The sequence below is a fragment of the Spongiactinospora gelatinilytica genome (assembly GCF_003236385.1).
Taxonomy (GTDB): domain Bacteria; phylum Actinomycetota; class Actinomycetes; order Streptosporangiales; family Streptosporangiaceae; genus Spongiactinospora; species Spongiactinospora gelatinilytica.
Genome location: NZ_POUA01000029.1, coordinates 18,279 through 37,297, shown reverse-complemented (window position 1 = coordinate 37,297; position 19,019 = coordinate 18,279). Strand labels below are relative to the sequence as shown.

Genomic DNA, 19,019 nt, shown 5'->3' with positions numbered 1-19,019 from the left:
GAGGCCGCCATGGCGCATCGGCGGGAGCTGCCGTGGGGGCAGGCGCAGGTGGACGCGGCCAGGTGCCTGGCGTTGCTGCTGGGCGGCGCGCTCACGGAGGCGGCCGAGGTGGCCGAGGACGGGTACCGCGAGGCGGCGGCGGCCCGGCCGGCTCCCGTCGTCGGGCTGTGGGCGGCGGTGCGCGGCGTCGTGGCCAAGGCCCAGGGCCGGGTACGGCCCGCGCAGGAGGACTTGCGGGAGGCGGTGGTACTGCTCGATGAGCATGATCCACTCCGATTACGCCGCGTCCACCTTGCCGAACTCGCCGGAGCGCACGCCATGGCGGGCGAGACCGGGAAGGCGGACCAGTGGCTCGGCCGGATGGCCGGCGCGCCCGAGCCGCCCGGCGCGCTGCTCGCCTGCTGGATCGAACGGAACCGGGCCTGGGCCCTGGCCGCCGCGCTCGACCTGCCCGGCGCCGTCGCCGTCGCGGGCAAGGCCGCCCAGGCCGCGCGCGCGGCGGGCGCGCCGCTGATCGAGGCGCAGGCTTTGTGCGACATGGCCAGGTTCGGGGCGGCGAAACAGGTACGCGACCGGCTGCGGCGGTTGGCGGAAGAGACCGGCGGTCAGACGGCCGCCGCCTTCGCCGCCGTCTGCGCCGCGCTGGCCGACGACGACGCCCCCGCCCTGGCCGAAGCGGCGCAGACGCTACGCGCGCTCGGCCATCTCCTGCTCGCGGCGGAGGCCGCGGCCACCGCCCACCGCCTGCACGCCGCCGCCGGTCAGCGCACGGCGGCCAAACGCGCCCTGGTACTGGCCCGCGAGTTACAGGACGAGTGCGGCGGCGCCCGCACCCCGCTGACCGACCTGACCGGAAGCCAGGCCACGCTGACCCCGCGCGAACTACAGGTCGCGAAACTGATCGCGGCGGGCCTGTCCGGCCGCGCCGTGGCGGCCCGGCTGGGCCTGTCCTTACGCACGGTCAACAACCACCTGGGCCGGGTGTACGCCAAGCTCGGAGTCTCCGGCCGGAACGCTCTTGAACGGGTGTTCGGCGGTGACTAGGTCAGTTCGGCGAGGGCGCGCAGGGTGACGCCGATGCCGACGAGCAGGATCAGGGCGGCGGTCATCACGGCGCTGTAGGGGCGCAGCCGGTGCAGGCGTGTGGTGACGGTGAGGTGGCCCAGGCGGCGCAGGGCGAGCGCGGCGGTGAGCAGGGTGGCGGCCATGCCGAGCCCGTAGCACACGACGGTCACCACACCGAACCAGGTACGTCCGAGCGCCATCGCGCCCAGCAGCACCACGAGGGCGGAAGGGCTGGGCACCAGCCCACCGGCCACCGCCAAGGCCACCACCCCACCGGATCGCCGCTCGTGCCCGTGCCCGTGCCCGTGCCCGTGCCCGTGCCCGTGCCCATGGCCGTGCCCATGGCCGTGGCCGCGGCTGTGGGCGCGTAGGGCGGCGCGGAGGAGGTTCGCGCCGATCAGGGCCATGATGAGCCCGCCGGCCGTGCCCAGCCGGCCCAGCACCACATCCCCCGCCAGCGAGGTGGTGACCGTGACGAGCGTCCCGAGGATCAGTACTCCGGCGGTGTGCGTGGCGGTGACCGTCATCGCGACGGTGGCCGCGTCACGCAGCCGGCTGCGCCGTCCGGCCAGGTAGGCGGCCATCACGGTCTTGCCGTGCCCGGGCAGCGCGGCGTGCGCGGCGCCGAGCGGCAGCGACAGCAGCAGGGCCAGCAGCCCGACCGGTACCGTCAGCCGGTCCGCGCCGACCAGCGCGTTGAGCCGCTCGGCCAGCGCCCCGGTGGCGCGGGTGATGACGTCCGCGCCGGGGACGCTCACCGCCGCGCCGGTCTCGCCGCCGCCCGGCTCGACGGTGACCTCGGCCCGCCGGACGTCGAGCGGTGAGCTGAGCAGGTCGGCGGGATAGGTGCGCAACCGTCCCGACCGGCTCGCGGACGGCACGCTGGAGGCGCTGATGCGTACGCCGTGACCGCCCGCGGTGATCTCCCGCCCCCCCCGGGGCCCCGGTCTCGTGGACGTTGGCGAAGGTCAGCGTGCGACGCCGGTCGATCCGCAGCGGAGCGGTCAGGCGGCAGGTCAGCCTTGCTGGTACGCAGCCCGGCCGCGCCCGGCTGGTAGGCGAACGACGCGCCGGCGACCTGCCAGGCGAGGGCGCGCCCGTCCACCTCGGCCCGGATGTCGTCGCGCAGCCGGGCGCAGGCCCCCCGGGCGTACCGGCCGTGATCGCCGGGCACGGACCTTTGCAAGGTCGGGATCTCGGCGCTGTCCACGATGGCGACGTCCTCGATCCGGTCGGGCCGCACCGTCAGCCCGTCGAAGTGGTTGACGCTGAAGTCGCCCAGCGGGTGCGCGGCCGGCACGGCGGCCATCACCACGGCGATCATGCTCCCGCCTCCAGTAGCGCCGGGGCGTCGTGTTGGTGGTGGGCGTGGCGGACCCGGCGGTGCAGCGGCCCGGCGGTGATCCGCGCGCGCAGAACCGGCCGAGGGACGCCCAGGCCGCCGCGTCGCCGGGACGGCGGCGCAGGTACTCCTGGGCGGCCTCGATCGAACCGGTCAGATCGTACGGCGACCGCCCCGCCTGCCCGGCCGGCGGCTCGCCCCGGCGCAGTACGCCCCCGGGTGCGAACAGGACCAGCAGCGCGCAACCCAGCAGCGCGCATGTCAGCAGGGGCAGCGATCTCCGCAGGTGAATCATCTGCTCGGGTGTCCTCGTCGGTGCTCGGAGCGGGTCAGGCGGCGGTGACGGGCAGCGCCAGGTAGGGGAAACCGCCGGAGATGGGCTTGGTCAGGAAGGCCGGGTTGTCCTCGGCGATCAGGCCGGGCGCGCCCCGCCCGGCGGGCTCGCCGAGCAGCATCCGCAGATTGACGGTCACCACGTCGTCGATCAGCCGGCGGCCGTTCGGATAGCCCTGCGGGTCGCCCTTGAGGATGCCGTACTTGTTCTGCGGCGTGGTCACCGGCGTGCTCATGTTGAGCCGCAGTTCCTCGGCCCTGACCACGCCGGAGGCGTCCCGGTTGAGCAGATGGGAGTTGAGGTCCTGCCGGATGGGGCCATCGCCACGGGCGGTCAGCCCGGTCAGGAAGATCTGCTCCAGGTCCCTGCGCGGCGCGGGCGGCGCGGTCACCCCGGCCTGGCCGGCGACCACCTTGGCCTGCTGCGGGTCGAGGGTGGACGGTACGACGAGGCCGCCGCTCTCGTCGCCGTCCGGCCGCAGCCCGTTGAACCGGTCGCGCTCCTTGAGCGGGATGATCACTTCGTTGAAGTTGGGGTTGCCCAGCCGGGACACCTGCTTGTGGTCGGCCGAGCCGGTGCCCAGCAGGGCGCTGGACTTTCGCGAGGCCGTCGTCCAGACGCCGATGACCGGATTGGCCGCCGCGTCGCCGCCGAGCGCCGGCTCCGACTTGGGGATCTGCAGCGCCAGCGCGCTGACGTTCATCGGCACACCCGTCTTGACGGGGAAGAACGGCAGCCCGAACCGCAGCAGGCTGACCGCGTGGTTGTCGGAGTAGAACGGGTCGGCGGCCGTGCCGGTGAACACCCTGCCGCCGCCGGGCAGGTCGCGGACGGCCTTCTCGCGCAGCTTGGGATAGCCGCGCGTGGCCGGCGCGCCCATGTCGGTCGGGGCGACGTAGCCGTCCCGCACCAGCGTCTCGGTCCTGCCGTTGCTGATCTTGGTGAGGGTGTAGGACTGCTCGACGAGCGCGTCGGCCGGTCCGGCCGCGGCGGCGCGCCGGCCGCCGCGTAGGAAGGACGGCACCGGCAGGCCCTTGTTGGCGAACGTCCACCGGTAGGTGATGGCCGCCTTTCCGGTGCCGGTGTTGTCGACGTGGATTTCGTAGCGGGCGTTCGTGTCGAACTGGTATGGCTTGTGCGGGACCTGGAAGGGGATGTAGTTCGCCACGATCGTGACGGTGTCCTGGCGTTCCGGGCTGGTGAAGGCGTACAGGTCGGTGGCGTCGATCTGCTTGTCGAGGGTGGTGGCCGGGGCGTCCCAGTGGCTGGTGGCCGTGCTCGGCCCCATCGACGGGCCGAGCAGCACGGCCGTCGCCAGCATGGCCACGGATGCGCCGGCGGCGGTCCAGGTCCGCCGGCTCGGGGGGTCGGTCTTTCGCATGTGTCTTTCGCCTCGCAACTGCCGGGCCGCCGATCGGCATCCACACCGCCGTGCCACCGTCAACGAGCTCGATGGGTGCCAGCGCCTCGAACCTGATCCCGGCCCGCCGCAGCTCGCCGAGGAAGGCGCTGGAGAACGTGGCCTTGGCGCTCCCTTCCTTGGAGAGGTAACTGCCGACCTGACCTTCGGCCAGGCAGCCGCCCCCGGGGAAGCCGGGCGCGGGAGCGGCCTGGGCGGCCTGCGTGGACAGCAGCAGGGTGGCGAGAGCGGCGCCACCGGCGACGGGCGTCGCGCGCATTGAACGCATGATGAGTCTTCTTCTCGGAAAGTGGGGGGAGGCGCCGGAAGGACCGCCCGCCTGACTGTGGTCTGTAGTTGTATCACTACTTACAGTCACTTGGTAGAGGGGGGTCGCCCTCTGGCGTACCCGGGAGCAGATCGGTGAGCCGGCGGGCGGCCTGTTCCGTCGCGGCGTTCGCAGTGGCCGGCGCGGGCCGTCATCCAGGCTGTCGTGTGCCCGCCGTGGCCGCCCACCCGCTGTCGTCGCCCACCTCCGGCCGGGGTTGGAAGCTCGCGTGCAGTGCCTTGACGCGGTTGACCAACTGGTCGATCGGGTCCTCCTCTTCCTTGTCCTGCTTGTCCTCGTCTTCCTCGCCCTTGTCGGGTGACAGGTATTCGCGCAGCCGGATCGCGGCGGCCTCGGCCGCGTCGGTTGTCAGGAAGTTCGACTTCGCGACGGCGTTGGGGTAGGCCGTGGCCACGGTCATCTGGTGCCTGTACAGCAGGTGGGCGAGGATGAGAGCGCTCTTTTCGCGCGCCTGCTCCGGGGTGACGTCCAGCGACTTCTTCAGGTCGTCCAACGCGCCGCTTCTTCCGTCCAGTGCCTCTTTGTATTCGTTGAGCGGTTTGGGCTTCATGGCTTTTCCAGTGGCCGCCAGGCCCTGCAGCGCCCGGACGGTCTGGATGATCTCCGCCGTCATGTCGTGGAACTCCTGGTATCCCGGGTCCCGTGCCGCGAGATCGCCGGCCTCCTCGGTGATCGAATCCGCCTTGGCGATGAATGCCAGCCGCTCGTCGCGTCCGCCGTTGGGGTCCAGGAGCTTGTCGATGAAAGCGGACACATCCTTCGACAGCTTCTTGGCCTTGCCGATATCGGCCACGAATCTTTCCGTCTGCTCCGGTGCGACGACGTGTTCGACACCGGCTTCGCGGACCGCCGCCTCCATTGAGAACAGTTTCCACAGATTGTCGCGGGTCTCTCGGATTTCGGTGTCCGACAAGGGGGCGTCCGGGTTGCGCTCGACCTCAAGAATGGCGGTGCGGGCGGTGCCCTCGCCCGATCCCTTCGAGCCGGTCTGGCTTTTGGCGAGCACCGTGGCGTAGGGCAGCGCATTGTCGTAGGTGAGGTGCTGGTCGATCGCGTCCGCCAGCAGCTCGGCTGCCTTGTCAGGGGGCTCCGAGTTGTTCAGAGCGTGCTCGGCCTGGTCGAGCAGCTGGCCTACCTTACGTGAAGATTCGTCGAGCAAGTCTTCGCGCCGCCGCAGATCGTGGGAAGGGGAGGCGGAGGAGGGGTGCAGGATCTCCCACAGTTTCTTGCCCGTCGAGTTGTCATCGGACTTCCATGCCTCGGCGTGGCGCTGCCGTTCCCGCAGCTTTTCCACCGAGTCTTTGACCGTCTTGCCGTGCAGGGAGGCGTGCAGGGCATCGACGACGCTCGCCCATGCGGTGGTGTGGTCGCCCATCTCCTTACCGAACGGGGAGGGCGTGCGGCTGAACATCATGTGCGTGATCGTGCCTTCCCTGGCTGTGACACGCGGCACGAAATCGCCGGCGGGCCGGAGGCGCTTGTTCGCGTTGAGATGCTCCGACGTACCGGGATGGCTCGTGGCCGGAGTGTGGTGTACCGCCTTTGTGCGGTCGCTGAGGGTTCGCTTCCGCTTCATCATGGGATCGCCCGGTAGAGGAGCATCAGGGAGAAACCGGTCAGCGCGTCGCGGTCGCCGGTGGCGGTGAACCGCCATGGCCGGCCGCCCGCGGTGAGGCCCGGTGTCTGCACGAGCCTGCCCGCGTTCAGGGCCAGCCGTGGGTCGCCGTGCAGCAGGAAACGCGCGTCGCCGTCGGCGCTCCCGTACTGCGCTATGACCCCGGTGACCTGTCGTCCCGACATCGCCGGGAACAGGTCGGGGGTGATCGGCAGGTTGAGCTCGGCGCCCGTGGTGAACTCCTCCCACGCCTCGGGGAACCGCGCCGCGACGTCCAGGAACAGCGCGGAAGGGTAGGGCTTGAGCATGCCCCGCACCGCGGTGGCGAAGGTCTCGCCGCCGTCCTCGGCGGTGTACCGCACGGTGATCACCACGTCCAGCAGCCCCGGCGGGGGCGTGCGGGTCTCAAGCCGCCAGCGGGACACCGCGCCGGTCCCCTCGAACGGCAGGTAGCGGTCGTCGTCGTACCGCACCTCGAACAGGCCGCCGTCGTCCTGCCCGTCATCGACCTCCGACAGCGCGATCCGCTGGCCGGGCCGCCAGTTGCCGCGCAGGCTCGCGGGCGGCGACCCCTTGGGGTCGAGCAGGAAGCGCACCGCCTTGGGGTCGGGGGACAGCACGGTCTTGTCGTCGATCTGGGTGAGGGTCGCGTTGGCGGGGACGGGGCCGTCGGCGGTGACGAACGCGACGCTGACCGTTTTGATCCGCCGCCGGTAGTGGCCGGGGAAGTCCCGGTCGAACAGGGTCTCGGTGAGCGCGAACTCGCAGCGCCGGTCGTTCTTCAGCGCCAGCAGCGCGGCGGGGTCGAGCCGGAGCAGCGACACCCGCTTGGTGATCTCCAGGCCGCGTTCGCCGGAGTCGAAGTACGCCTGGCCGAGCCGGTCCAGGTCGAACGCGAGCCGGTCCCCGGCGAGCAGGCCCTTGCGCCGGGAGTCCCAATACGTGGCCCTGACGAGCCCCGGGGCCGCGCCGCGTTCGGCCTCGTAGGCACGTTCGGCGGCGCGGGCCAGGTCCAGGGCCATCCGGTAGGTCTGGAAGTAGATCCCGGACACCTGACCGGCCATCCACCCGTACAGTTCCGGCCCGGTGAACTTCGCGGTGAGGAAGTCGCTGACGGCGGTGAGGTGCGCGATCTGCCGTTTGTGGATCTCCAGGTCGCGCCGGGCGAGGGCGAGCTGGAGTTCGGCGCTGGTGACCTGGTGGCCGAGCTGGACGACGTCGGAGCGGCAGGTGTCGAGCTGGAACCGCCAGTCCTGCTCGGTGCGCTCCTGGTCGGCCCGTACGCCGAGCAGTTCGCCGACCATGCCGAACCCCTGGCCGAGCCCGGCGGCGACGTCCGCGCCGACGTCCAGGGCCTTGCCCACCTGGTCGCCGCCGACCGAGGTGCCCATGATGAACGGCCCGACGAGGGCCTGCGGCACGCCTGAGGCGACCGCCGCGCCGATCTTCAGCCCGCTGGAGACGAACTGCGCCGCCGCGCCCGCCACCAGCATCGCGAGCTGCGCCTCCTGGAGCGGCGAGATCCCCTCGTCCACGAGTTTCTTGTAGTAGGCGACCCGGTTCTCGGCGGCGGCCTTGGCGTCGCGGGCCTCGGCCAGCCCCTCCTCGGCGATCTTGACCTCGGTCTCCTTGAGCTGCGTGGTCAGCGCCAGGATCTCGCCGTCCTGGCGGTTCTGGAGCCGGCTGAGTTCCTCGTTGTCGCGGCGGTCGATGACGTCGAGCAGGTCGGCCCCGAGCTGCCGGAGCCGGTCGGCCAGGTCGCGGGCCCGCTGGTACACGACCTCGAACCGGTAGGCGGGCACCGGCACGGCCGCCGCGGCGGCGGCCACGTCGGCCGTGTCGCCGCCCGCCGCGCCGCGCACCAGCGCCATGACGTCGAGCGGCGGGTCGAACAGCGGGATCGGCCTGCTGACGCCCATGATGTCGAGCGATGCCCGGATCTTGGTCAGCCGGTCCTCCACGCGCGTCCAGTACTCCATGAACCGTTCGTTACCGGGCACGTAGAAGTAGGGGTGGGCGACGCCCGCGTGTACCGCGCCGGCGTCCTTGAGCAGCGCGCCCTCGGCGGTGAGGTGCCCGGTCTCGACCGGCCCGTCGCCCAGCTCGGAGGAGTAGGGCGCGGCGGGCGGCAGCGCCGCCGGGCCGAGGGTGACAGGCCGCGGGCCGAGCAGGTCGTAAGCGTAGATGTAGAGCATCCGCGCCTCGTCGATGGTCTCGGCGGTGTACTGCCCGAACAGCATGTCGCCCCAGTCGAGCAGGTTGTCGATGTAGGCCATGACGACGGCCCGCCGGTAGGCGTCGGGCCGCAGCTCGGCGATGGCGTGCGGGTCGTACGGGTCGTTCAGGTACGCCCGGATGAGCGACTGCCGGTCGCCCATCGAGTTGTACTGCCGGCGCAGCCCGCCGATGATCGCGACGCGTTCGGCGAGCGCGGCCCCGCGAGGCTCGGCCACCAGCGCCGCCCTGACCTCGTCCAGGCCGGTGCCGGCGAGGTGGGTGAGATAGTCCAGCTCGTCGGTGGTGAGGTCGCGGGCCCGGCGGAAGGCGGGCGCGAGAGCCGTCAGCTCGGTGAGGATCGGCGACAGCAGGGATTCGAGCGCGCCGGACCCCAGCTCGGCGAGATCCTGGCGGCACTCGGCGACCAGCGCGTACACGTCGGCGGCGAGGAACGGCAGGAACCTCCAGTAGCGGGCCGGTGAGGTCGGGTCGAAGACGTACTCGTACCAGCGTCTGGCCTCCTCGAAGCGTTGCGCACCGTTCAGCGCCTGGGCGATCAACAGCGGCGCGTGGAAGAAGATCTCCCAGTAGTACAGGCCGTTGGCGCTGTCGAAGTCCAGGTAGGAGCTGACCGGGACGTTGGCCGCCAGCTCCGGCTTGACCCGCACGGTTTTGGCGTCGGAGACGGTGGCGCTGAAGGCGGGCAGCTCCGCGAGCTCCTGCGTGGTGGGGTCGAGCAGCGCGTCCACGCCACCGGCGAGCAGCCGCAGGTTCAGCTCGGCGGCGGTGCTGGAGGTCAGCCGGATCAGCTCGGTCGGCAGCGCGGCGATCTCGTAGGGGCGCGGCACGGCGTCGCCGGCCGGGTAGGCGGCGTAGTTCTGCCCGAGGAACAGGTACACGGCGGTGTCGCCCTCCAGCAGGCCGGTGAAGTCGCCGGGGAACCCGGCGGGCAGCGCGCGCCAGTTGCCCTCGTACGGCAGGAACTTCAGCGGCGTGCCGGGCTCCCAGCCGGGGGGCAGCGGGGCGTAGCCGGTGGGGCCGAACGCGTACCGCCGCTCGCCGCGGGTCAGCACGCCTCTGATCGGCTGGGCCGTCTTCTTCGGGTATCCCGGATCGATGTGGTCGGGGATGGTGGTCCCGCCGTCGGCGAGGGTGTAGCGGACGTACTCGTCCGGGCCGACCAGGAACAGCCTGCCGTCGGCCAGGTAGGCGGCGGTGACCGCGCCGCTCGCGGAGAACCTGGTCGCGACCCGGCCCAGGTCGCGCGTGCTCCCGTCCCCGCTTCCCGTGTAGGTGCCGCGGTCGTTGTCGAAGACGATCTCGATCGAGCCACCGCGCACCACGGGCCCCGGCCCGTCCTGGACCGGCACCTGGTCGGTGTTGCCCGCCAGCTCGTGCGAGGGGGACTCCACCGTGAGGTCGGCGTTCAGCCGCACGTACCGGTCGCCGTAGACCAGGAAGGTCGCGTCGTCGTTCTGGTGGACCCGGTCCAGGCCGGTCACCCCCCACGCGGCGGAGGCCGACCGCGGGGGCCTGCCCGCCGCGGTGAACTGGTCGCGGTCCCGGGAGTAGAGCACCTCGGTACCGTCCGGCATGGTGAACGCCACGTCGATCTTCGTCCAGGCGACCGGCAGGCGGTCGCCGCCGCCGTCCGCGAACCTTTTCGGGTAGCCGGGGTCGAGCGTGCCGAAGGGGGTCGCCGAGTAGCGGTAGTACTCCTCGCCCGCGAACAGGAGCACCACGCCGCCGCGGACGACACCGGCGTCCACCCGGCCGTCGCGCAGCAGAGCGGTGCCCGCGACGCCGAACCGCTCGGCGACCCGCTTGCGGGTCTGCTGCGAGGTCACCTTGCCGGGCGGCACGGCGATGAACACCCCGCCGGCGGCGTCGAAGAAGTACAGGGTGCCGTCGGTGAGGCGGAACGCGGCGTCCACCCGGTCCCAGGTGGTGGGCAGCCGGTCGGTGTTGGGCTTGAACGCCTGGAGCGGTTCCGGGCGGCCGGGCGCGGCGACAGGACGGCACAGGAAGCTGCCGCCCTTGTGGTCCACGCTGAACCAGCGGCCGTCCTGGCTGTCGGCGGGCGCGTTGAACCGGACGACGTCGTCCTCGGTGACCGCCGTGACGGCGGGCTCGTCGAACAGCCGGTCCAGGTCGGCGGGCCGGGGCGGGGCGATGGTGCCGATGGCGGGCAGCCCGTACATCTCGGACGTCAGCGTGAACGCCGACTCCACCGCGCTCGTGCCGTAGGTGTAGGCGCACCGGACGACGATCGCGTCATGGTCGCTGACGCCGGGCACCTTCCGCGACGCCTGCACGTAGAGCCCGACGTCGCCGATCAGGCCCTCGCGTTCGGCGTCCACCGCGAGCACCTGCGCGGGCAGCCACTCGCCGTTCAGGTTGCGGAACGAGTAGTAGATCTTCACCTGGTACCGCGGCGGCGGGGCGTCGACCTGCTGCCGCCCGTCCGCCCCCGCGGTGACGACCACGGTGGCCGCCGACGGATCGCCCGCGGGGGCGGGCTCCACGACCGGCCAGAAGACGAACACCCGGCCGAAGGCGTGAACCGGGTGGACCCGCTCGGCGGCGATCTGCACGTCCACCTTCAGCCAGGGCTCCCAGGTGGCCGACAGCTTGTCACCGTCGCGGAACTCGGCGGAGCGGTGGTAGTAGCGGGGCGGGTCCGTGCGGGTGCGGCCGAACAGCACCAGCCGGCGCACCTCGGGCCCGGACCCCTCGGGCCGGTAGACGTAGCCTCCGGCGATGGCCAGCCGGGAGACCTCGGTGTACTCGTCCAGGTAGCGCTTGTAGGCGGCCTGGACGGTTTCGGCGGTGATGTCGCCCTGGAGCAGGTCGCTCTCCAGGGCGGCGAACGCCGGGGTCTTGCGGGCGCGCAGTTCGGGGCGCAGGTAGTTCTCCGGGTACAGGAAGACCTTCCGGTTGGCCTCCCAGGTCCGGTAGGCGCGCATCCACGTCCACCAGGTCCGCAGCCGGTCGCGTACCTCCTCGGGGTCGGCCCCCTCGGGCAGCGCGACGGTCTCCAGGCCGAGCAGGTATCGCTGGAGGTAGAGCTGGGTCGCGGCGATGGCCTCGCGGACCCGCGAGGTCGTGCCCGCAGGCCCCATGTCCACATCGATGAGGTAGCGCTCGTACAGCGCGCGCGAGTCGCCGTGCCGGGGCGTCAGCCGGGCGACCAGCGCGTCGCGTTTGAGGACGTTCAGCCGGTCGCGCGTCTGACCGGACACCTTCGGCCACTCCTGGGCGGCGGTCCGCCGCCGGAGCATGCCGTGCAGCGCGTCCGCCGCCGCGTCGAGGTCCGGGGCGGAGCCGTGGATCTTCGCCCACACGTCGTACAGTTCCGCGACGCCGGTGCCCACCTTGCCGGCCGCGGCGAACAGGTCCACCAGGGTCAGCAGGAACTCGATCTCGAACAGGCTCTGCTCGCTGGTGCCGGCCCGCAGCAGGCCCATGTTCCGCCGGGCCCAGCGCACCTCGTCGATCGGCCGGGCGAACGTCTCGGCCAGGTAGGCGTAGGGGTCCTCGACGCCGTCCACGAAGAACCCGGCGAGCCCGGCGGGCGTGGTACGGCACAGCGCGGCGAAACGGACGATCGTGTGCACGTCGCTCAGCCGGTAGTCGGCGGTCCCCGTCCAGCGGTGTCGGAAGTCCTGCGGGAAGGTGCGGTCCACCAGGTGGTAGGAGCCGGAGTAACGCAGGTAGCGCTCGCCCTTGAGCAGGTAGGTGCGGCCGTCCAGGACGAAGGCGCCGTCGGGGCCGCTCTCGAAGTCGGGCGGCGCGTCGCCCCAGTCGCCGCGTACGGCCCTGGGGTAGCCGGGCTCGACATGGTCAAGGGCGCCGTCCGCCGGATAACGGGCGTACCGGCCGCCCCTGAAGACGTACAGTTCGCCGGACGGCGCGGTGAACGCCGCGTCGGGGGGACCGGCGTCGAAGGAGTCGCGGACCACCCCCCAGTTCCCGCTCACCGGCGTGACCGTCCCGCCGGACAGGCACCGGCCGTCCCGAAACAGCCGGACGACGCCGTCGCGGCCGGCGAACGCCGCGTCCAGGCCGTCCTGGAAGGCGGGCGGCAGCGGCGGCAGGCCCAGCTCGGCGGCCAGGTCGCCGAGCGCGCGCGGGTAGCCGTCGTCGATGTGGGCGTGCCCGGGGCCCGAGTAGCGGACGTACTGGTCGCCGGAGAACAGGTAGATCCGCCGGTCGGCGACGAGCGCGGCGTCCACCCTGCCGGTCTCGGCGAGGTTGTCACGGGCCCGGCCGAGGGCGTCCGGCGCGAAGGAGGCGGACAGGGCGGGCGACACGGTGTGGCAGACCCCGCCGATGATCACATGGATGGTGCGGTCATTGCCGACGATCGCGTCGATCGGCCCGCCGAGGGCGTCCTCGAAGGACTCCGGAAGCCGCGCGAACGGCTCCTCGGTGCGCAGGCCGCCCGCGATGGGCTTGGGGTAGCCGGGGTCGATGTCACGGTAGGCGTCGCCGGTGTAGCGGACGTACCGGTCGCCGGAGAACAGGTAGGTGTGCCGGCCGCGCCACACGAACGCCGCGTCGATCGTGCCGCCGGGGGCCGGGAAGGGATCGGGGGAGCGCCCCCACTGGTCCCTGACCGGCACGCGCGGGCCGAACGCGCCGTCGCGGAAGGCCGCGCAGGTGTCGCCGAAGAAGAACCAGGTGGCGCCGTCGGCGGTGCGCAGCGCCGAGCGCAGCTCGCCGGAGTCGTGCAGGTCGTGGCCGAAGCGGGGGTAGAGCCGCTCGATCGGGCGGACGATCGACCAGTGGCCCGCGCGGTCGTCGTAGGAGACGCAGTTCCGGCCCGCCAGCAGTACCAGCCCGGTCCCCTCGGCCAGCACGGCGTCGGGAAAGGCGAACCCGCCGGGCGCGCCGGGGAAGACGGCGGAGGCGTGGACGGTGGCGGGGTGGCCGTCGTCCGGCGTGGCGTAGGAGGAGCCGGAGTAGACGACAAGGCGTACCAGCCCATCGGCGTCGGGCCTGCTGTAGAGGTGGGTCCGGTCGCGGTGTACGTAGGCCAGCGCGACGCTCTCCAGGCCGCCCCAGTGCTCGCTGATCGGCCGCGGGTCGCCGTCGGCGAGCGACGCGCCCGCGGCCTGCACGACGAACTGGTCACCGCTGAACAGGTAGGTCCTGCCGTCGCGGCCGGTGAACGCGGCGTCCACCGCGCCGGTCTCGCGCAGTACGTCGCGGGGGCGGCCCCACTCCTCGGCGATCGGGTAGTCGCGGCCGAGTTCGGTGTTGTAGCAGGTGGGGCCGCTGAACAGGTACGTCGTGCCGTCCGTACCGTTCAGCACGGCGGAAAGGCCCGTGCCGAACCGCTCCGGCACCGTGCGCAGCGCGCGCGGCCGGTACGGCGTCGCCGCGACGGCGCGGCCCTCCAGCGCCGACAGCCGCCGCCAGCCCGCCCCGGTCTCGGCCACGATCGAGCCGTCCTCGACGAAGGCGCAGCGCAGGTCGCCCAGCGGCAGGTCGTCGTAGCGCCGGTAGGACGCCGTGGACACCGCGTGGCACACCCCGTCACGGAACAGGTAGACGGTACGCCGGTCGGAGAAGGCGGCGTCCACCCCGTCGAGCCGCACCGGCAGCGCGCCCAGGCCCGGCTCACCGGACAGCGTGGACACGTGGCGCGGGTAGCCGGGGTCCACCGTGGTCAGGGCGGCCCCCGTGTAGCGCACGTACTGGTCGCCGGAGAACAGATAGGTGCGGGTGCGCGGCACGTCCACGCCGTCGGCCTGCTCGGTGACGTCGAGGACGAACGCCGCGTCCACCCGCCCGGTGCGGGCGAGGTTGTTGGTGACGCGGGCCCAGAGGTCGGAGATCGCGGCGGGGTGGCCGTCGTCGATCTCGGTGTAGTCGGCGGTGGAGTAGCGCGCGTAGTGGTCGCCGGAGAACAGATAGGTACGCCCGTCCAGGCCGACGAACGCCGCGTCGATCCGGTCGAAGGGGATGCTCTCCCACTTCTCGTGCAGCGCCATCGGCTCCGACCACCAGCGGTGCGCCGCGTCGAAGCGGACGAACCGGTCACCCGCGAACAGGTACGTGCGCTGGTCGCGCCCGGTGAACACCGCGTCCACCGGCCGGGACAGCATGCTGTCGGGCATGTTCCACCAGTTGTCCGACAGCGGCTTGGGGAAGCCGGGGTCGGGGGTGCGGTAGTCGCGGGTGGAGTAGCGCACGTAGAAGCGGGAGTCGTCGGCGGAACGCGCCTTCAGCCTGCGCCCCTCCCGCGCGACCGCGACCGTGACGCCCTCGGCGGTGGCCAGCTCCCAGCGCGCCGCGCCGCCCGCGATCCCGGTGAGGGTGAGGCCGTGCTCCTGGAAGAGCAGGCGCAGCGCGGGGGTGAGCCGTCCGGCGTCCAGGTCGGCCTGGTGGGAGTCCGGTAACTCCAGCAGCACACCCCCGGTGCCGAACAGGTAGGTGCGGCCGTCCATCACGAACGACACCTCCACCCGGGTCAGCCCGCCCCAGTCGCCCTCGATCGCGCGCGGGAACCCCGAGTCGACGGCCGAGTAGTCGGCGGTGGAGTAACGCACGTAGGTGTCGCCGGTGAACAGGTACGTGCGGCCGTCGAGCCCGGTGAACGCCGCGTCGATCCGGCCGCCCGGCGCCGGGCCGCCGAGCAGGCCCCAGCGTTCCGCGGTCGCCTCGACGGTCGCGCCGGTGCCGTCGAGGGCGGCCGTCCGGCCGCCCTTGAACAGGTGCAGCACCCCTGAGGGGTCGGTGAACGCGGCCTCCACCCCGCTCTCGAACTGCGGCGGGACGCCCTGGAGGCGGCGCGGCGCGCCCTCGTCGGCGCGGACACCGGGGTTTTCCAGGCTGTCGGAGTAGCGCAGCACCTGACCGCCTGCGATGAGGTGGACGGCGGAATCGGTGGTGTAGGCCGCATCGATGCGGCCGGGGTCCGTGGCCGGGGCGTCCCGGCCCCAGAACTCGGCGATGGGCCGCTCTCCCGCCGCGGTGATCCAGCGGTCGCCGCTGAACACGTGTACGACGCCGTCGGCGTCCTGGAAGCAGGCGTCCATCCTCTCGTTCGCACCCGGTAGCCCCTCGCGGGAGCGCCACTCGGCGATGTCGCGCGGGTAGCCGTCATCGACGGCCGAGTAGTCGCCGGTGGAGTAGCGCACGTACCGGCCCCCGGAGAACAGGTGGACCCGGCCGTCGGCGTCGCTGTAGGCCGCGTCGATCCTCGCGAAGGCGTCGCCCGCCTTTCCCCAGGTCTGGGCCTTCGGGGCCCACCGGGTGCCGCCGGGTTCGCGGGTGAACGTCAGCGCCGCGCCCGCCGTGTCGCGCCCGAGGAGCCAGGCGACGCCGTGCCGCACGAACGCGGCGTCCACGGTCGCCAGGGCGGCGAGCCGCGGCGACAGGTCGGTGAGCGGGCGGCGCGCCTCGGCGGTGCGGGCCCTGGTGGCGGCGTCGTAGGTCCAGTAGCCACAGTCGTCGCCGAACAGCAGGATCGTGCCGTCGCCCGCGTCGAGCAGGGCCTGGATGCGGTTGACGCCCGGCGGCAGCGTCAGCGGTTCGGGGAACTTGCCGGCGAGGTCCTGGTCGGCGAAGACCGCGCGTACCTCGGTGGCGTCGAGGCCGAGCTTGGCGGCGAGCAGCCCGAAACGGCGGATCCGGCGGTGGGCCGCCCGCAGCCGCGGGTCGTCTGGGGGCTCGGGCGCGTCGAGCGCGGGGGCCGCGAACAGCAGGCGGGCCTCCCGCTCGCCGCCCGCGACCGCCCCGCACAGCGCCCGCGCCGTGGCCGGGTCGAGGCCGAGCACGTCGGCGAGGCAGCCGTACAGTGTCGCGTCCTGCCGGGCGGCCAGCGCGTCGAGCCGGTCGGCGATCTCCGCGACGGCGGCCGTCAGCTCCTTCGCCACGTCGTGCAGCAGGAAGAAGACATCACGGGCGTAGTCGGCCATGCCGGGCAGCTCGAACGCGAGCGAGTTGTCGGCACTGGCGAAATGGCCCAGCCAGGCGGGCGGCACGGCGTACCGGTCGGTGATCCGGCCCTGCTGGACCAGGTGGCCGAGCAGCGCGGCGCGCTGCTCGTCGGTGAGGCCGAGGCGGGTGAGCGCCGCCGGGTCCAGCCGGTAGGGCGCCTCGTCCCGCAGCACCCCGGCGATCCGGTCGAACACGAGCCGCTGGTCGGCGGCGTCGAACTGCGGGCCGAGCGCGATGGTGCCGTCGGGGTCGTCGAACGCCGGCGGGTCGATCACCCGGCCGCCCGCCAGGACGACGCCGTCGAGCGCCGCGAAGACCCTGGTGGCGGCGATGTCGTCGGCGAGGCCGGCGAAGTCCTCGGCGGCGAAGGTGGTCAGAGCGGTGCGGTGGGCCGCGATCTGGCCGCGCAGCGCGGCGAGTACGGCCGGGCGCAGGACCGCGAACTCCGCGGCCAGCCCGAAATCGGCCGGGGCGATGTCGAGCAGCGCCACGTGGTCGGTGTAGCGGTCGTCCGCGTCGAGGTGCCCGTTGAACCGCAGGCTCGCCAGCAGGCGGGTCGTCTGGGCATCGGTGAGCCGCAGTCCGGCCAGGGCCGCCGGGTCGAGCGGGAGGGCGTCCGTGCGAAACCGGTCCAGCCGCTCCTGGACGAGGCGGGCGACCGGGCCGGCGGCCTCGGTCAGGTCCACGTTGACGGTGAAGCGGGCGGCGTTGCCCGGGTCGAGGAAGAAATCGGGGTCGAGGATTTCGCCCTGTTCGTCGAGATGGCCGTTGAACACGAGATTGTCGTACAGTTCGGCGCGCTGGTACGTTCCGATGCCCTCCAACCCCTCCAGATCGGACGGGTAGAACGCCGCCGCGCCGTTCACCGTGGCGGCGATGGCCTCGAACAGGGCCTCGCGGCAGGGCTCGAAGTCGCCCGCGAGGTCACCGGGCGTCGCCGCCGCCAGTGTCCCGTCGGCGCGCAGCCCGCCCCGGTACACCAGGTTGCGGAAGATCTTGCCCTGGAGGCGGTCGCCCAGGCCGAGCCCCTTGAAGTCCGAGGGGAAGATCGTGCCGAGGTCCGTCACCGCCCGGTACGCGGCGGCCTCGGCCTTGGCCCGGTCGACTTCGAGCAGCCGGCTTCCGACGGCCGCCACCACCCCCTCGTCGAAGGCCACCAGCACGTCGTGGACCACCTGCGCGGCCCGCTCGCCGAACCGGTCCGAGGCCAGTGCCCGCGGGGACAGCGCGACGCCGTCGAGTTCGCCGCCCAGCCGCTGGAACAGCGCGGCCAGGTCCGATGTGCCGGGATCGGGCCGGCCGCCCAGGATCTCGGCCAGCTCCGCGCTGTCGAACCCGGCCGTCCCCATCCAGCCCACGACCGCGAACAGCGTCTGGGCCAGCCACAGCGCCGGCTCCGCGGCGCCGCCCTCCAGCACCCGGTGCATGTCGCGGATCTCCGGCCCCGGCTCGCCGAGGACGGCGAACGTGGTGTATCGCTGGAGCGAGGGATCGCCCTCCAGTACGACGAGCACGTCGAACAGCTCGTCCACACCGACCCCGAGCGCCGTCGCGAGCAGCCCGGCCCGGCGCAGCAGCGAGATCTCCGCGAGCCCGACCTCCCCCCGGTCGAACGGGCTCGGCTCACGGGCCGCGTAGTGCTCCCGGTAGCGCCGGACGATCTGCGCGATGTCCGGTTCGGCGACGTCGATCATCTCCGCCAGCCGGAACCGGTAGTCGCGGTTGGCGGGGGCGAGAATGTCGCCCGCGCACACCTCGACCTGCGCGTTCTTTCCAGGACGCCAGGGCACGACCAACCCGCACACCTCCTCGGCGCCGAGCCCGTGCGCCTGCCCGAGCCGCGCCACCGCCGCGACCGCGCGCAGCGCCGCCAGGTCCAGCCGGCCCCCGGCGCAGGAGGTCAGGATCAGGTCGAGATCGGTGAGCGACGTTCCGGTACGGCGGGCCAGCCGGATCAGCCGGTGCGCCCGGTCGAGCCAGACCGGCGGCAGGTCGGCGCCGCCGTCCGCGGGGGAGAGCGCGATCTCCTCGTCGTCGAGTACGACGAGCCCGCCCTGCCCGGCGAGCCCGGCCAGCTCCCGCAGCCCGGCGTGGTCCAGCCCGGTCGTCTCGGTGAACCTGCGCACGTCCCGCAGCACCGCGAGCGTCTCGCCGGGCGCGAGCCCGTACCGCTCCCCGAGCACCGCCGCGTCCGTGCTCGATTCGGTGACGGCCACGACGTCCTCGGGGGTGAGCTCCAGGTATTCCCGCGCCGCCACGTCGTGATCGACGTGCGTGGCGAACAGCCGGTACAGCTCCTCCGGCGTCACCTTCATCTGCTCCAGGCACACCCGAAGCCGTTCGGATTTCAGCGAGAAGGGCAGCCCGAAGGGATAGGAGGTCTGCCGCAGCGTCTCGTATGGATCGCTCCCGACTAGGCGCTCCAGCACCTCGTTGACGATGTCGAGATAGGGGGTCTCGGTGAAGGTGTTGTCGGAGTCCAGCACGATGCGCTTCAGATCGGGCCGTCGTTCCAGCAGTTCAGGCCGGTCGAACGACCCCTCCAGCAGCCCGAGCAGTTCCACGAAGTACGCGGCGGGCGACCAGACCGACCGCGCGTCGTCCTGCTCGGGAAAGCGGAGTTCTCCGAAAAGACGCGTGTAGTCCGGCGACGATCCCTCATTGACCATGCTCATCTCCCGCAGGCGGCTCCGGAACGGCGCCTCATGATCCCGAAGATGAACGAATACGCCTACTTACCGAAAAGAC

Annotated in this window: 7 protein-coding genes; 2 read left to right on the top strand and 5 right to left on the bottom strand. The window is 72.5% G+C overall.

The window, feature by feature from the left end; all coding sequences use genetic code 11:
• Nucleotides 1-1,044, top strand: a 1,044-nt coding sequence (locus tag C1I98_RS06340) for a helix-turn-helix transcriptional regulator (protein WP_233507245.1), incomplete at its 5' end; no start/stop codon positions are given.
• Here the strand turns inward: C1I98_RS06340 and C1I98_RS06335 are convergent.
• Nucleotides 1,041-1,919: a hypothetical protein gene (locus C1I98_RS06335; protein ID WP_199536756.1), complete on the bottom strand. Its 879-nt coding sequence runs from the start codon at nt 1,917-1,919 to the stop codon at nt 1,041-1,043. The genes C1I98_RS06340 and C1I98_RS06335 overlap by 4 nt on opposite strands.
• A complete protein-coding gene (locus tag C1I98_RS42640; protein WP_199536755.1) occupies nt 1,820-2,389 on the bottom strand; it encodes a hypothetical protein in 570 nt (189 codons plus the stop codon). The genes C1I98_RS06335 and C1I98_RS42640 overlap by 100 nt, the downstream gene beginning before the upstream one ends.
• Nucleotides 2,390-2,433: 44 nt before the next feature.
• Between C1I98_RS42640 and C1I98_RS40360 the strand changes: the two genes are divergently transcribed.
• The gene (locus C1I98_RS40360) at nt 2,434-2,697 is read left to right on the top strand and encodes a hypothetical protein (protein ID WP_146607310.1); all 264 of its coding nucleotides are present in this window, start codon (nt 2,434-2,436) and stop codon (nt 2,695-2,697) included.
• A gap of 39 nt (nt 2,698-2,736) precedes the next feature.
• Here C1I98_RS40360 and C1I98_RS06330 read toward each other — a convergent pair whose 3' ends face one another.
• The 3 genes from C1I98_RS06330 to C1I98_RS06320 form a co-directional block, all read right to left on the bottom strand.
• Nucleotides 2,737-4,122 carry a DUF4331 domain-containing protein gene (locus C1I98_RS06330; RefSeq protein ID WP_111166131.1) on the bottom strand — a complete coding sequence of 462 codons (1,386 nt, stop codon included), beginning with the start codon at nt 4,120-4,122 and terminating at the stop codon, nt 2,737-2,739.
• 497 nt (nt 4,123-4,619) lie between these two features.
• Nucleotides 4,620-6,068: a hypothetical protein gene (locus C1I98_RS06325; protein WP_146607309.1), complete on the bottom strand. Its 1,449-nt coding sequence runs from the start codon at nt 6,066-6,068 to the stop codon at nt 4,620-4,622.
• Nucleotides 6,065-18,940 carry a Tc toxin subunit A-related protein gene (locus tag C1I98_RS06320; RefSeq protein WP_158557937.1) on the bottom strand — a complete coding sequence of 4,292 codons (12,876 nt, stop codon included), beginning with the start codon at nt 18,938-18,940 and terminating at the stop codon, nt 6,065-6,067. Before C1I98_RS06320 ends, C1I98_RS06325 begins: the two co-directional genes overlap by 4 nt.
• Nucleotides 18,941-19,019 lie beyond the last annotated feature (79 nt).